The organism is Lysinibacillus sp. NPDC097231 (assembly GCF_044761885.1).
Classification (GTDB): Bacteria; Bacillota; Bacilli; order Bacillales_A; family Planococcaceae; genus Lysinibacillus.
The window spans coordinates 1-15,020 of record NZ_JBIWDH010000016.1; the positions used below are offsets into that span (position 1 = coordinate 1).

General features: G+C 37.2%; 17 protein-coding genes. 3 read left to right on the plus strand and 14 right to left on the minus strand.

All coding sequences use genetic code 11. From position 1 onward, the window contains the following. Positions 1–302 precede the first annotated feature (302 nt). The 4 genes from ACIQXF_RS11195 to ACIQXF_RS11210 form a co-directional block, all read right to left on the minus strand. A complete protein-coding gene (locus tag ACIQXF_RS11195) occupies positions 303–437 on the minus strand; it encodes a hypothetical protein (protein ID WP_402782829.1) in 135 nt (44 codons plus the stop codon). 38 nt (positions 438–475) lie between these two features. Continuing rightward, entirely contained in the window at positions 476–1,519 is a 1,044-nt protein-coding gene (locus ACIQXF_RS11200) for a DmpA family aminopeptidase (RefSeq protein ID WP_402782831.1), read from the minus strand. A 1-nt stretch (position 1,520) separates the two neighbouring features. Next, on the minus strand, positions 1,521–2,219 hold the full coding sequence (locus tag ACIQXF_RS11205; protein ID WP_402782833.1) for an aspartate/glutamate racemase family protein: 699 nt from the start codon (positions 2,217–2,219) through the stop codon (positions 1,521–1,523). Positions 2,220–2,291: 72 nt separating this feature from the next. After that, on the minus strand, positions 2,292–2,591 hold the full coding sequence (locus ACIQXF_RS11210; RefSeq protein WP_402782835.1) for a hypothetical protein: 300 nt from the start codon (positions 2,589–2,591) through the stop codon (positions 2,292–2,294). A 154-nt stretch (positions 2,592–2,745) separates the two neighbouring features. Between ACIQXF_RS11210 and ACIQXF_RS11215 the strand changes: the two genes are divergently transcribed. Together ACIQXF_RS11215 and ACIQXF_RS11220 are read left to right on the plus strand one after the other, a co-directional pair. Continuing rightward, on the plus strand, positions 2,746–3,594 hold the full coding sequence (locus ACIQXF_RS11215) for a copper amine oxidase N-terminal domain-containing protein (protein WP_402782837.1): 849 nt from the start codon (positions 2,746–2,748) through the stop codon (positions 3,592–3,594). A gap of 225 nt (positions 3,595–3,819) precedes the next feature. Beyond that, the gene (locus ACIQXF_RS11220; RefSeq protein WP_402782839.1) at positions 3,820–5,214 is read left to right on the plus strand and encodes an alanine/glycine:cation symporter family protein; all 1,395 of its coding nucleotides are present in this window, start codon (positions 3,820–3,822) and stop codon (positions 5,212–5,214) included. Between the two features lie 46 nt (positions 5,215–5,260). Here ACIQXF_RS11220 and ACIQXF_RS11225 read toward each other — a convergent pair whose 3' ends face one another. The 10 genes from ACIQXF_RS11225 to ACIQXF_RS11270 all read right to left on the minus strand — a co-directional run bounded on the left by ACIQXF_RS11225 (position 5,261) and on the right by ACIQXF_RS11270 (position 14,118). Further along, positions 5,261–7,222 carry a methyl-accepting chemotaxis protein gene (locus tag ACIQXF_RS11225; protein WP_402782841.1) on the minus strand — a complete coding sequence of 654 codons (1,962 nt, stop codon included), beginning with the start codon at positions 7,220–7,222 and terminating at the stop codon, positions 5,261–5,263. A gap of 221 nt (positions 7,223–7,443) precedes the next feature. Continuing rightward, on the minus strand, positions 7,444–9,123 hold the full coding sequence (locus ACIQXF_RS11230; RefSeq protein WP_402782843.1) for a methyl-accepting chemotaxis protein: 1,680 nt from the start codon (positions 9,121–9,123) through the stop codon (positions 7,444–7,446). 156 nt (positions 9,124–9,279) lie between these two features. Next, the gene (locus tag ACIQXF_RS11235) at positions 9,280–10,119 is read right to left on the minus strand and encodes a hypothetical protein (RefSeq protein WP_402782844.1); all 840 of its coding nucleotides are present in this window, start codon (positions 10,117–10,119) and stop codon (positions 9,280–9,282) included. Between the two features lie 277 nt (positions 10,120–10,396). After that, positions 10,397–10,933 carry a DUF1572 family protein gene (locus ACIQXF_RS11240; protein ID WP_402782846.1) on the minus strand — a complete coding sequence of 179 codons (537 nt, stop codon included), beginning with the start codon at positions 10,931–10,933 and terminating at the stop codon, positions 10,397–10,399. Positions 10,934–11,129: 196 nt separating this feature from the next. Continuing rightward, positions 11,130–12,005 (minus strand): hypothetical protein, encoded by an 876-nt coding sequence (locus tag ACIQXF_RS11245; protein ID WP_402782848.1) that lies wholly within the window; start codon positions 12,003–12,005, stop codon positions 11,130–11,132. Then, on the minus strand, positions 11,998–12,516 hold the full coding sequence (locus ACIQXF_RS11250; protein ID WP_402782850.1) for an RNA polymerase sigma factor: 519 nt from the start codon (positions 12,514–12,516) through the stop codon (positions 11,998–12,000). Before ACIQXF_RS11250 ends, ACIQXF_RS11245 begins: the two co-directional genes overlap by 8 nt. A 229-nt stretch (positions 12,517–12,745) precedes the next feature. Next, the gene (locus ACIQXF_RS11255) at positions 12,746–13,354 is read right to left on the minus strand and encodes an SCO family protein (protein ID WP_402783031.1); all 609 of its coding nucleotides are present in this window, start codon (positions 13,352–13,354) and stop codon (positions 12,746–12,748) included. Positions 13,355–13,457: 103 nt separating this feature from the next. Beyond that, positions 13,458–13,580 (minus strand): YvrJ family protein, encoded by a 123-nt coding sequence (locus tag ACIQXF_RS11260; RefSeq protein ID WP_402782852.1) that lies wholly within the window; start codon positions 13,578–13,580, stop codon positions 13,458–13,460. A gap of 84 nt (positions 13,581–13,664) precedes the next feature. After that, positions 13,665–13,889: a DUF2922 domain-containing protein gene (locus tag ACIQXF_RS11265; RefSeq protein WP_402782854.1), complete on the minus strand. Its 225-nt coding sequence runs from the start codon at positions 13,887–13,889 to the stop codon at positions 13,665–13,667. 13 nt (positions 13,890–13,902) lie between these two features. After that, the gene (locus ACIQXF_RS11270; RefSeq protein WP_402782856.1) at positions 13,903–14,118 is read right to left on the minus strand and encodes a DUF1659 domain-containing protein; all 216 of its coding nucleotides are present in this window, start codon (positions 14,116–14,118) and stop codon (positions 13,903–13,905) included. 119 nt (positions 14,119–14,237) lie between these two features. On the opposite strand from ACIQXF_RS11270, the gene ACIQXF_RS11275 reads away from it, so the two are divergent. Next, the gene (locus ACIQXF_RS11275; protein ID WP_402783033.1) at positions 14,238–14,666 is read left to right on the plus strand and encodes a DUF2621 domain-containing protein; all 429 of its coding nucleotides are present in this window, start codon (positions 14,238–14,240) and stop codon (positions 14,664–14,666) included. Positions 14,667–15,020 lie beyond the last annotated feature (354 nt).

A 15,020-nucleotide genomic window follows, 5' to 3' on the forward strand; every position in this document is an offset into this window, starting at 1 on the left:
AAATTTATATGTTCAAATACAAAGCCCGGGGAATTTTACTGATCGTAAAATTCCCCGGGCTTCTTTGTTAATTCTTGAGGTTTTGTCCCAGCCTCTACAGACTGTAGATAAATCCAAAAAATATCGAGTTTGCCTTTTTGTTTTTACAATAAAATGGAGATAATGACGTTTCACTTCGGACGGAAGCTTGCCGAGGGCGGGGGTAGGCTGCTTCCTTCGCTTTTGTTCAGAAATCATCCGCTCAGTCCAGGATCCTGACTTTCCCGCTTCCAGGAGTCACCGCCCTTCGTTCCAATCGACTTCTACATAAAGAACGCCATATTCATGTGTTGATTGACAATAAACTTTTGAGGTATTTGTTTTTCATTTGGTTGAAGTGGGCTAAAATTAACCTGCTCTATTATTTCATCGAATGTTGCATACGTTAACTTATTCACACATCACTTTTAGAAAGCTGAACAAGCAATATCATCGCTTAAAATTGATAGGCTTCCACTTTATGACCTTCTCGACCAACCGTCGTCTGTGCCTGAGATAGTGAATTTAAAATTGCTTCCTCTGTTGCTTCTGCCGCAGCTGCAAATAATTGGTTCATGATTGGATGATCCTCACGTAGCTGTGTACGTGTTTCGACAAGCTGCTCTGTGGTATGTGGGATGTGATGAGCTGTCGTAAAGCCGATGACAATATCCCCACTACCATGTGAAAAATGACTGCCTGTGCGTCCAAGACCGATACCACAGCGTTTGATGACACGTGTTAGTTGACGACTGCTAAGCGGCGCATCTGTGGCAAGTACGATAATAATGGAGCCATCTGTAGGAGATAATGCCGATTCACTTTGAACATTTGAGATGAGATATCGATGTGCTGAAAATTCTGAGCTATGTCCAAAATTACTAAGGACCATACTTCCTACTGTATAGTTTGTTGATTCATGTGTCACAATTCGGGAAGATGAACCGATTCCACCTTTGTAGCCAAAGCATATCATTCCTTTTCCGGCACCAACTGCCCCCTCATCAGCAATGTCATTAGATGCAGTAAGAATCGCCTCAACAGCATGCCCAGGTGTTACGGGACATGCTCGGATTGAATTTAAATAGCTATCATTACATTCCCCAACTACGATGTTAATAGTACCTGTTGTATAACCTATGTCACTATTCGTATCGAGCATATACTGCAGCGTTCCCTGTGTGACAGCTGGAACGCCGAATGTATTCGTTAGCATAATTGGTGATTCAATGACACCAAGCTCATTCACCTGAACAAGCCCTGTCGATTTACCAAAACCATTTAACACGTAGCTTGCGGCAGTGACTTTTTGCTGGAACAAGTTACCTTCATGTGGCAGAATCGCAGTTACGCCTGTACATGCATAGTCCCCGTCTGCATTCAATTTTTCATCAAGCGTTACATGCCCAACACGCACACCTGGCACATCGGTAATACAATTTTTTTCACCTACTGGTAACGTTCCAACATTGAAGCCTATTTCCCGTACTTTCCTTGGCATTTTACTCCCCCTCATGAATGGACACATTAACAGCAGCTTGTGCATGAATAACAGTTGTATCAAAAACAGGAACTTTAACATCGTCTTGTTTGATTAGTAAGCCTATCTCTGTACAGCCAAGAATAATGCCCTGTGCCCCTGATTCCACTAGCTTGTCAATCACCTGTACATAGTACTCTTTTGAAACTGGCTCGATTCTGCCTAAACATAATTCTTCATAGATGATTCGATTTACCTCAGTCCGTTCGTTGTGATTCGGAACAATAACATCAATGCCAAACCCTTCTATTCGTCCTTTATAAAAATCCTGCTCCATTGTATACGTAGTCCCAAGTAGAGCAACCTTCTGTAAACCAACCTCTGTAATTTGAGCAGCCGTTGCATCTGCAATATGTAAAACAGGAATCGTGATATTGGACTCTATTACATCAATGACTTTGTGCATCGTATTTGTACAAATTACAATAAAATCCGCCCCTGCTTTTTCTAGGGATTGCGCTGCCTCTGCAAGTACTTGTCCAGCATTTTCCCATTCGCCTGAAGCTTGATAATGCTCAATTTCTTGAAAATCTACACTATATAAAATACATTTTGCAGAATGTAAGCCTCCTAATCGATGCTTTACCCCTTCATTCATCAGACGATAATACTCCGCAGATGACTCCCAGCTCATACCACCAATCATGCCAATTGTTTTCATGCCATCTCCTCCTCTCATTCTATTATTATACTAATATCCCACATAAATGAAGGAATTTTCAAAAAGATACAATTATTCTTTACTAACTCCTTCAAATCCCCTTTCCATTTCTTCAGCCTTTCTTTTCAAAAATAGCAAATACCTCATTAATAAAATGGGAATGACCGTAACAATAAGATTTATGCTGATGAACAAGAAACTAGAGTCCTTAATCTCTATTAATATAGAATACACAAAGCCAATTAGACCACTAACGATCAAAACAATAGTAGATGAAAACTGAGGATATAATAAGGTGATAACGCCAGAAAATAACATAAGCAACATAATCATTATCAATAAATGCCAATACAAAAGAAAGTAAAATCCCATATTAGACTCCTCCTTAAACACTTTTCCATTTAATTCATTATATGTATTTCTACTTCGAAAATTGTTTAAAAGAAGATCTTTTGCTATATTAATAGGGGTTAGGAATATTTACCAATGATAGATATTTACTTTAATAAAAAGGAGCTGTTACATAATGAAAAAGATTTTTTCAGGAATTTTCCTTGTTATGATACTTATGCTGACTTCTCTACCTGCATATGCAGCACATAGTACTATTAAGATCGATGGAGTTGCCATTACTACAGATGTGGCACCAGAAGTTAAGAATAATCGAACAATGGTGCCATTACGTGTTATCAGTGAAAATTTGGGAGCAGCTGTAAATTGGACCGATTCAAAAGTAACATTAACTAATAACAACATGCAGATAGCGTTAAAAGCGAATAGCAACACTGTCCTCAAAAACGGTAAAACAGAGTTACTTGATGTCCAACCATATTTAAAGAATAATAGACTATTTGTTCCTATTCGATTTATTGCAGAGACCTTTGGTTGTCAGGTCAATTATCAGCACTCCGCAGTAACAGTGGATACTGAGCCATTGGTGATTGACAATGTAAAAGTAAAAGCAATTCAAGATGAATACCACATGATAATGGGTGGGGTCATACAGCAAATCCAAGGGAACGCCTATAATAAAGCCTTATATAAGGTTTTCATTGAAAATAAAGGAAGCATAGTTGATGCTCCTACTAACTATTCATGGCAAACTAATATAGACAATCCTGGTTCCTATTATAAACTTGGACAATATGATTTTATGAGTTATGACAATAAAAGTATTCAACAGTTTGATCTTTATTCTTTAAACAATGCCTTCCCAGCTGAACTATTGAAAGGATATCCAGAAGTATTAATTCATGATGTGACTGCAGATAAATGGTATTTATTCACTGATAAAGCACTTGAATCTATTAATCAATTAATTAATACTGCGACTAACAACGGTTTCGTAACAGTCTTAAGTAATACAGTTGTATAGCTAAATCTATCCTAATTTTTTATTTTTGAACTGCCCCTCAATGTTAGTTTTACCGCTAACATTAAGGGGCAGTTTTTTTATTTTAAAAATAGTTTTTTCTTGCCGTAATCAAGGTATCAAACCGAGATATAGGCAGATACTTGTTAAAATTCACTATTTTCAAAAAGTTGATTTTTAATAAAAAATCAGTGTAGACTAAAACGTACTGTGAAAGGAGGAAGACTAATGGAATGGATTTCGAATATTGTAGATAACACTAATAATATTTTATGGACATATATTCTTATTGTATTGTTATTAGTTGCAGGATTGTATTTTTCATTTGGCACAAAATTTGTCCAAGTTCGACTTTTCCCTGAGATGTTTCGATTAATCGTTGAAAAAAGAGAGGGCGAGTCTGGTGTTTCCCCGTTCCAAGCCTTTACAATTAGCGCAGCGTCCCGTGTGGGTACTGGGAATATCACTGGTGTTGCCTTAGCCATTGGTGTCGGTGGTCCCGGTGCAATATTTTGGATGTGGATGATTGCTATCCTAGGCATGGCGACTGCGTTTATTGAAAGTACTTTAGCACAGGTATACAAGGTGAAGGATGGCGATACATTCCGAGGTGGACCAGCCTACTACATGGAAAAGGCATTAGGAAAACGTAAACTAGGCATTATTTTTAGTATTCTATTAACATTAAGCTTTGGCTTTATTTTTAATGCCGTACAGTCTAATACAATTGCTACTTCTGATGGTGAAGCATTTAATATACACCCTGCTGTCATTGGAGTGATACTCGTAGTAATAACAGCCATGATTATTTTTGGTGGGGTACATAGAATTGTAAAAGTCACACAAGTACTTGTACCAGTAATGGCTATTTTCTATTTACTTGTCGCTTTTTACGTTGTTGTAACGAATCTATCGGAAATCCCTACTGTTTTCGAGCTGATTTTCAGTCAAGCATTCGGTCTTCGTGAAGCTGCCGGAGGAGCGATAGGCGCTGCCATTATGCAAGGTGTCCGTCGTGGTTTATTTTCTAATGAGGCAGGGATGGGTAGCGTGCCAAACGCTGCTGCTACTGCTAACACTTCTCATCCAGCAAAGCAAGGGCTCGTGCAAAGCTTAGGTGTCTTTTTTGATACGATTATGATTTGTACAGCAACAGCGTTTATCATTATTTTAGCTGGTCTATATGAAACAGGTGAAAGCAATGGGATTATTCTTACGCAAAACTCCCTAGCCGTTCATGTTGGAGATTGGGCCCCTTACTTTATCGCTATTTCAATTATCTTCTTTGCTTTTAGTTCAATTGTTGGTAACTACTATTATGGAGAATCCAATATTGAATTCATGAATGCCCATAAAGGATGGATGGTTGTTTACCGGATTTTAGTGCTTGGCATGGTAATGTTTGGTTCCATCGCACAAGTACAACTTGTTTGGAACTTAGCCGACCTGTTTATGGGGCTAATGGCTTTAATCAATATTGCGATCATCATGATTCTTGGCAAAATCGCTTTCCTTGTTTTAGACGACTTTACACAGCAAAGGAAAACTGGCAAAAATCCAGTATTTTATGCCAAATCAATTCCAACATTGAAAAATACCGATTGTTGGGAAGAAGATCGATAATAATTTCAAAAACGCCACTCCACAAATGGAATGGCGTTTTTTTGTTTTAATATTTAAATTGGCTTATTAACTGTTTAAGTTCATCTGCCATATTCGCTAGAGCTTGAGCGGAGGCATTAATTTCTTCCATCGATGCTAATTGCTCCTCTGTCGATGCCGCAACGTCCTCTGAAGCAGCAGCATTTCCTTGGGCAGAGAAAGCCAAATCCTCCGTAATGGCTGCCACCTCTTGTACACTCGCTGACATTTGTTCAGAGGCAGAAGAAACCTCTTCCATTTTAGGCGTAATTTCATTCATGCTTGTCATAATCACTTGGAACTTTGCTATAGCCTCATCAGATACCCGTAGACCATTTTGAACATCTTCTGAAACTTTTGCCATGATATTGACAGATTGTTCTGTTTCAGACTGAATGCCTTGGATGAGCTCAAAAATTTGTTTAGCAGAATCTTGTGATTGCTCTGCCAGCTTTCTTACTTCATCAGCCACAACTGCAAAGCCTTTACCATGTTCCCCTGCTCTTGCTGCCTCGATCGCCGCATTGAGAGCAAGTAGGTTTGTCTGATCTGCAATGCTAGTAATCACATCTAAAATAGTTGTTATTTGTAGGGAACGTTCATATAGTGTTTGAATTTTAGTGTTTGAATCTGTCACCGATAAATGAATAGAATGCATTTGATCTTTCGTATCTTGGACTGCTTTTCCACCTTCATCTGCTTGTAGCGTAGCATGCTGTGAAAGATCAGTCACAGTAGACGAAATTTCAGCGATATGAAGAATAGCCTTGGAAAGTTCATGTAGCGATTCTGCATTCTTGTTTGCACTCGTCGTTTGGGTATCTGCACTCAAAGCAACATCTTGAATCGAAATGGCGACCTTCTCTGTGGCAGTGCTCGTTTGATTAGCATTTGCAGTTAGCTCTTCTGCCGATGATGCTACTTCCTCTGCATTTTGTTCTATTTTTTGAATAAGTGTCCTTAAACTTTCTTGCATATCGTTGAAGGCTTGACCCAGCTGTCCAATCTCATCATTTGAGGTAATCGTCACTTTCTCGGTTAAGTCACCATTACTAATTGTGACTGCACGATCCTTTAGCAAACTAATTGGTTTTATGATTGCCTTCATTATGAAATAGAAAATAATCGTACTTACTATAATCGCAACAATTAGTACAGTTAACATATGATATAAAATAGATGATGCTGCTTCATTAATTTCCTTGGAAAAAATTGTTCCGGTAATTTTCCAGTTCGTCAATTCATTCGTTGTAAATAACATCATACGGTCATCACCGTCAAAGACATATTCAAACGTTCCAGATTTACTTTCATATATTTGATCGAGGAAACTCTCTTTTAATTCTCCTCCTGGCTCTAAAGTAGGATGTGAAATGATCATTTTATTGTCACCAAAAATAGAAGGATACCCATTTTTTCCAATACTAATAGAGTCTGCGATTTTTTGAAGGTCTGTCAATTTTATATCAACTGCTATTACTCCAGATTGATCTTTTACCTGGCGGGCAACCGTTACGACCATATCTCCAGTACCGGCATCAATATAAGGATTTGTTATTAATGTTTTACCCTTTAATGCTTTAGCTTGTTTATACCAATCTCTCTCCAAGGGATTATAATCCGCGCTATTTATTTTTGGTTCTTGAATAAACGCTCCCTCATTCGTTCCGACATAAATACTTAAAACTTCTGGGTGCAGCTTCGTATATTGATGAAAGTTTGTTACTATCCCCGTTTCCTTCTGTCCATACATAGAAGAATCGATATCCTCACTAAAAATATGAATGTCGTTTACTTTTTCACTAATAGTTTTATCAATGAGCTTATTTAAAACCTCTACACTTTCATCCGCACTAAATAGAATTTCTTCTTTTATTGAACTTTTTGCCGAAAGATACGATAACCCCCCTACAGAAATAACTGGGATCAATAATATAAGAGCAAATAATGTGTAAAGCTTGCCTTTAAAACTACTAAATAATTGTTTCATAAAATAGATTCTCCTTTTGACTCCATAAAGTCGGTTCTTTCTATGTACTCATAGTTTTTATAGGACAAAATACTTAAATTCAAACTCTTTTTTTCATTTTTTTGATTTCTCCTTTCATAAAAGCTTATTTTTTGCACTTCTTCATCATCCTATATAAAATTAGAGCCCCTATGCATCATGTTTAGTTATGATTCAAAGGGGCTAGGACTAGGAGCTATGTTTTAGTATTTAAATGTTTGAATGGATTCCTGTAAATCAATGGCCATTTTGGCAAGATGCGTTGAGGCTGCTGCAACTTCTTCCATCGCTGCATTTTGTTGCTCTGAAGATGCGGCAACGCTTTGAACATTACTACTCGAATTCATGGATACTTCGCTAATATAGTCGATTTCTTTGACAAGTTTTTCAATATCTAGATATATCGCTCGAATCGCCGCTGTAACAGATTCCGTCTGTGCTTGTACATCATTAATGGCATCGTCAATTTTTATGAAATTATCTCTTGCGACGTTTACTTTTTCACGACCAGCTGTTACGGAATCATTACTATTGATCATGTCTTCCTCGATAATTCTTGTACTTTCAGTAATTTGTGCAACGACCTTTTCAATATCTATGGCAGCTAAATTCGATTCATCGGCTAGCTTCCGTACCTCTTCTGCTACTACCGCAAAGCCCTTGCCATGTTCACCGCTTCGTGCCGCTTCTATAGAGGCATTGATGGCTAATAGGTTTGTTTGAGTCGCAATATTTTTTATAACATTAACCGCTGACACAATTGCTGCTGTATTTTTATCTAAGTCGTGTACACGTGTACTTAGCTCTGCCGTATTTTCCGAAATTTCATTCATCTGTTCAATGACATTACGAACTGAGGAACGCCCTGTACTAGCCATATTTTTGGTATCTACAGTGGCATCGTTAACATTATCAATACTCGTTGATATGTCATTCATTTTTTTCAAAATGTGCGAGGATAAGTTTCGTACATCACCTGTCAATGTATCCTGTTTTTCAATACCATGTGCAATATCTTGGATCGATTCTGTGACAACTTCTGTTGCCTGAGTCACTTCCATACTACTCGCTGTGAGCTGCTCAGAAGTTGCAGCTACCTGTTCAGATGAATTACCAACTTGTTTCATAGTATGTCTAAGCTTTTCAGACATCAAATTAAAGGAAGCTGCCAGCTGCGCAAACTCATCTTTTGTTTTAAATTGAAGATGCGTTTGTAAATTGCCGTCAGAGAATTTGTCCATTTCTACAACAGTTTGTTGAATATTTTTCGCTACTCTTCGGCCAAATGCTGTAGCAATAATAATGCTTATTAGTAAGGATACCATTGCTAAAATAGCAATTACTTTACCACTTCTGTCTCCACTTAGCTTTGTATCTGCTATATGAGCCTGCATGTTATCCTGCTGCGCTGTTGCCATTGTTTTCCCGAACACAACAAGCTTTTGTGAGCCTTCTCCTAAAATTGGTAATGCTAGCTGCTGTGCTTGCTGTTGTTCACCACTTTGAAAAAGCGGTACAATTTGTTCATCTATTGACTTTTCCCATTCATCTAACTGCTTTAAAAACTGTTTAAAGTCCGCATTTTTATGTCCGAGTTCTTCAATACGACGAATGGATTTATGTAAAGTATCTCGAATTTCAAGATGATTTTTGAGCATTTCTTTCTTTCCATATAACATATACCCTCGAATGGCTGCGTTTGCCCGGACTGTTTGGAAGGAAATATCATTATACAAATTGATTAATTCGGTGTTTTCTTCTATTTCTTCGAGTGTGTGATTATTACCTTTCAAATAGTACATCGAAATACTAGTAATCAGTAATAAAAATAGTAATACTATACCAAAAGCAAATTGCAGTTTTCGTTCTACCGTTAACCTCATAAGACTCCCTCTATTCTACTATTATCATTAGCAAGTATAGCCTAAGCAAATCTATTATCCTATAAGAAGTATGTCTAAAATCACAAATCATCACTAAAATTTTACAAAAATAAAAACACATCTTAAAATATATTGACTTTCCCAAGTTTCATTCAATTAGTTAAAATAGGTGCTAATAAATTGATTACTGTATAAATAGACACAAAGGATCATACATAGCAATATCATCATCCAAAATTGTTGCCGCTTCTCATACCATTCACGAATGCCCACAACAAGTAAAACGATACTAATGATCAATAGCATATGTTTTGCACCGTAAACGCTAGGAATAATCGTAATGGACAGCGACAAAGCGGCCACAAAAATGGTACTAACCCTTTCTTGCTTCTTTTTATTTTCATCAGTAGGTTCTTCAATCAAAGCAGCTTCTTCTTTTCTGGTTCTACACTTCATAATCTTAATCACAATTATAGCTATAGCACTCCAATATAAGATTGAATAAATAATAATAATTAAAAGAGAAGATTGACTCTTTTCATCTATTTGCCGTAAGAATTCTATTGCCTTGTCGTCTTGTAGCTCGTAGTATTTCATGGTTTTTTGGTCCATAAGATACATTCCCATCTCATTTTCTATAAGCTTCAAAGCCAATTCCTGTCCATTGTCAAATACGATATACAGATCCTTAAAGCTCTCTTGATTTGTAGGGCGGCTTACCTTTACATACTGCCCCGTCATTAGCACTTGTTGCAGGCTCGCCGTATCTTCAATTTCAAATCGTTCAACATAAAATAACTGCTTGAGCGGATACAATCGTTGCTCCTTACTATGGCTATCTGCTAAATACCAGGCTTTTATAACCGTTTGCTGCTGACTATGTTGAAGAGCTACAAGCTTTTCACGTTGCAAATCATTATGTATAAATAGCAATAAAGTGCCGAGCCCGAAAACTATTCCGAATAAGAGCGTTAAATAGACTCTTCCTTTCTTCATTATATTAACCTCCCTTTACCTCAATACCCTTCCTATATAAACCAATTATTATAATATACGGTTTTTCAATCCTATTAGTTTCATAATAATAATAATGGTTCTCTTTCTCCTCTTTAGGTTATGTCTTTACTAAAATGAAGGAATGGTGTGTGATTGGTAGAAAACTGAATTGGCCAGAGTGTTGCGTCAAGTTGGATCTTTTTAGAGGGGCGCTTCATGCTATCATCAGATTTTTTCCAACAAAAAAAGCCATCATCACAAGGAGATGGCTACAATTTTATTGTTGATGTTTTTTTAACATATCATTTGTGAAAGCCTGAGATTGACCTCTTGGGATACTTAATGTTTGCCACTGTGCGCCTGTTACTTGTTTAGCAATGTAAATGATTTGTCCTACGTGCTGGGAATAATGCGCCATTTGTCTTTCAATAGCATCTATCACAGAAAGCTGTTCGCCCCTTATTGTGACATGCCCATGCAAATCAGATTCTGTTAAGCTCTCTAAAGCATCCAAAAATACTTGCCAGCCCTTTTCCCACGCCAAGATGATAGCTTCTTTTGTCTGAAGACTATCCATAAACTCATCGTCTCGATTTCTAGTAGGCTTCTCACCATCCGTCGTTAAAAAATCGGTCCAGCGTGAAATCATATTCCCACTAACATGCTTCACAATCACTGCGATACTGTTTGAATCTTCATTATACGCCCAGTGCAATTGGGCCTCCTCCAATTGAGCAAGTGTTTTATCACCTTGCTCTTTGACACTTTTAAATCTTTTTTGGATCACACTTAAATACGTTTCCGCTAAAGCCATTGTTGAATCCCCCATCCTCTTTTCTACTATTTTAATATAGACAGAATGGGATGTCTAATTTTGGTAACTAGTCGTTACCAAAAATAAAGTGAAACTTACTAAGAGTTTTCTTCATCCCAACTGATTATAAGCCGTCATCAATCGGGCACTTACAGGCAGTTTATCTTCCACCTTGCTTCTTTGCTTTCGTTGAATTTTAATGCGGGATGAATTCCCTTGCGATGTTCACCATTTTTTCTTGAGCCTCCTGTTGATCACCATCTAATTGATATCCTATTTGATATACATAGCCATTATAATAAGCAAAAAACTCATTGGCTCTTGTACTCATTCTATATATGCGCTTGTCTGCCTCATCATAATTATAGTAAAGATACGCGAAACCTTTATCTGGTGTCATCGCCCGATAATACAACGGATTCATAAAATTCAAACCAACATTCGTGATTTCCCCATCAAAGTTCTGGATACCTTCTGTAACTTTATAGGTTGAAGGATTATAATTTACATTTGTTACTGTCAAAATAATATATTGCCGATCCACCCCAGTGAGAGACTTCTCTTTATAACTAAATTGAATCTGCTTTTGCAAGCTATCATCTGGCATTTCTGATGTTACCGCATAGACCTCCTGTACATTTGAATTAAATGGAAGATTTTCCGGGTCTATTAAATGAACAGCATCCCCCATTGTAGTCGCTACTGCTTGCATGGCCTCAAAACCTTGAAGCGGTGCATAAAATTTGATTTTTTTGCGATGACTGAGTGTATCTCCTATTTGAAAATACTGACTGAACGCTGTCTCTTTTCCTTCAACCTCTATTTGAAATAAATCGGTAAAGGATTGTTTTTCTTCTTGTGGTATTTCTGTCGTTAAATGGTCAATCGGTTTCGAAGCTTGCCACGCAATAAATAGTAAGATAGAGCATGTCATTACGATGGCCATCATACGATAAGGCCAAAGTTGCTTTGATGGATACGGCTCTTGCTGAATTTGTCGTCGAACCTTTTGAATGATTGCTTCTTTATGTGTTGTAACATCCTTCAATTCACGCATTGTATGCTTATCCATAGAAAAGTACCTCCCATTCAATATGCTGTAAGTCTATTTTTAATAATTCCTTCCCTTTCTTTAAACGAGATTTCACGGTACCCTCAGGAATAGCCAATAGCTCTGCTATCTCCTTGATCGTCATATCCTCCAAATAAAAATAGACAATTGCTTCACGTTGCTTTATTGGTAACCGTAAAATGGCTTCATCTAAAAGAGCTTGTTCATCTTGAAGAATAAGTGTATCTTGTAAAACTGTTTTTTGTTTGGCAAAAAATTTATGCTGAAATGTAATTTTTCGATAAGCCCAGCTTTTTAAGTAATCCTTACATTTATTAATGGTCATGCGTGCTAAATAAGCCTTCATCTCTCCTCTTTCCTCATAATACTTTTGGTGATGATAGAATTTAATAAATACATCTTGAACAATATCCTCTGCTATTTGTAAATCTTTCGTATAGTAGAAAGCAATTCGGAATAATTGCTCGGTATGTAGTTCCATGAGTTGCTCTAAATTTTCTGCATCAGTCAAAATCTCTCCCTCCTTCTACACTATAAACGAAGCTACATAAGCAAAAGATCATTTTCCATAAAAAAGAGGCTGGGACAAAAAGAAAAAATGTTAGACCAAGATACAATCGGTCTAACATTTTTTTGATTTATGAAGGAATATTTAACTCAGAGAGGCGGAAAAGTTATTATCCATTTTCGCTATTTTTCAAAATAATCGGGTTCTGTCCCAGCCTCTTTCTTCAATATTATTATAAATTTTCATCAATATATGTTTCGATATCTGATGCCATTGTATCAATCGGTACATCCTCAATATTTTCAGCATAACCACTATACATTTTTACTAATACGCCATCCTTATCAACTAAGAAAAACTGATTACCATGAATCACTTGGTCACTGTTAGGATCGTCTTTCACCATTATTTTTGTGGATTTTACAGCGAATTGCTCAATATAACTTTGTGAATAGCCAGTAAGAAGGTTCCATTTTGATTCATCTGGAACATTATATTTACTTAAATAATTAGCTAATACTGCTGGATTATCGACGTCAGGGTCAATTGAAAACGCAACAATATTATAGTCCTCAACACCTTTTTTCTTCAGTTTTTCTTGAACTTGCGTCATATTAAAGGACATGGGTGGGCAAATGGAAGTACAATTTGTGAAAATATACATCCCAATCCATGGTTTTCCTTTTAAACTCTCTAAGGAAACGGTTTCACCACGTTGATTGACATGTTCAAAATCTGGTAATTCCAAGCTATAATCTGCTCTAAATTTTGTATTTCCACAAGCACTGAGCACTGCTGCAAATGCAAAAAGTAAAACAAGCCCAATTATTTTATTTCTCATCATAACACTCTCCCTACTTGCATTACCCTCATCCTATCGTACGATGGTAACATTGACAAGGACACCGAAGTGACAGCTTTCGTACATATTTGTGAAGTTTATTTCACTTTAAGGAAATAAGTGCATCATGAATCGCATCTAGTTTAACCTCTACTCGGTGCAGTAAATAAAACGACACTAAAATAGGAAAACCAATATCCGATATCATGTTCAACCATTGTTCCATATAGATTCCACCTCCATATTCAGATTCATCAACTAAAATTGCTGAAAATGGCCCTTGCAGAATACTGCAAAGACCATTTCTAGGTTAATTCATCTCTAATTCAAATTCGGTCACTTGTCGATCGATGAGGCGAGCACCTTTCATTGCAACCAGAGCACCAGCTTGTCCCTCAAAAACATTTTCCGTAATAATCGTTTGCATAACTTGTAGAATTTCGGTTGCTGTGACATTTGGCTTTGGTGCATCAATCGCAACCGTTGTTGTTTTCCCTGCTGTTGTCTCGAATTGCAGCTCTAAAATTTGTGTCATTCATTTCCCCTCCTTAAGATAAATCTGTAGTTTCTTGTTTTGCAATACTGTCTAGTGTATATGAAGATAGACTTGCAATGGCATGTGCGACATCTACTAAACTCTCTGCAGTATGAGAGTTGTTTAAATGACGGTACGATTTAGTTGCGAACTTAGGCTCATTTTGTTCATTGTATCCAGTGACATACTTTAAGCGTAGTGTAGCATCTATGAAATTGACGTTTGCCATGAGCGTCACCCCCTTTCACGAAATATATACAGACTTATTGCTAAAAAAGGGACATTAAGGATGAATTTTTTTAGGTTAGCTTTTATAATAGAGTGAGAGAAGGCAAAGAGGTGAACGATTTGTTACAAGGTTGGTTTTTATGGTTTATCTTGTTTTGGGTAGTCGTACTCATTTCATTGATGGCGATAGGCGGATTTTTTATGTTCCGCAAATTTTTAAAGGCACTACCAAAGCAGGACGGTAAATCTGATTTAGATTGGCAAGAGTATTATTTAGATAAAACCATTCATTTATGGGGACAACCTGAGAAAGAGCTTTTATATGAACTGGTAAGCCCTGTTCCTGAGTTATTTAGACAAGTGGCTAAGGAAAAAATAGCTGGCAAAATCGGCGAGCTTGCATTAGACGAAAAAGCATCTGCCATTAACCATGACTTGATTATTCGTGGTTATATTCAAGCAACACCTAAGCGTGATCATAAATTTTTACGCAAAAAATTAGAGGAAATGCAAATTGACATTTCCCCTTATGAACATCTATTTGATTGATGGTACGCTGCACAATGATTTGTGCAGCGTTCTATCTTCTATCCGTCGATTTGACTTTCTATTCGCCGATTTTGCCTTTCTATCCGTCACTTTGGCTAGTACATCCGTCTCTCTGTCTTCCATCCGCCGTTTTCGACTTTCTTTCCGTCGCTTTGACTAGTCCATCCGTCGTTTTTGCCTTTCTATCCGTCATTTTGTCTTCCATCCGTCACTTTGGCTATTCTATCCGTCGTTTTCGACTTTCTTTCCGTCACTTTGACTAGTCCATCCTTCGCTTTTGCCTTGCTATCCATCTCTCTGTCTTCTATCCGCCACTTTGGCCATTCTATCCGTCGTTTTCGACTTTCTTTACGT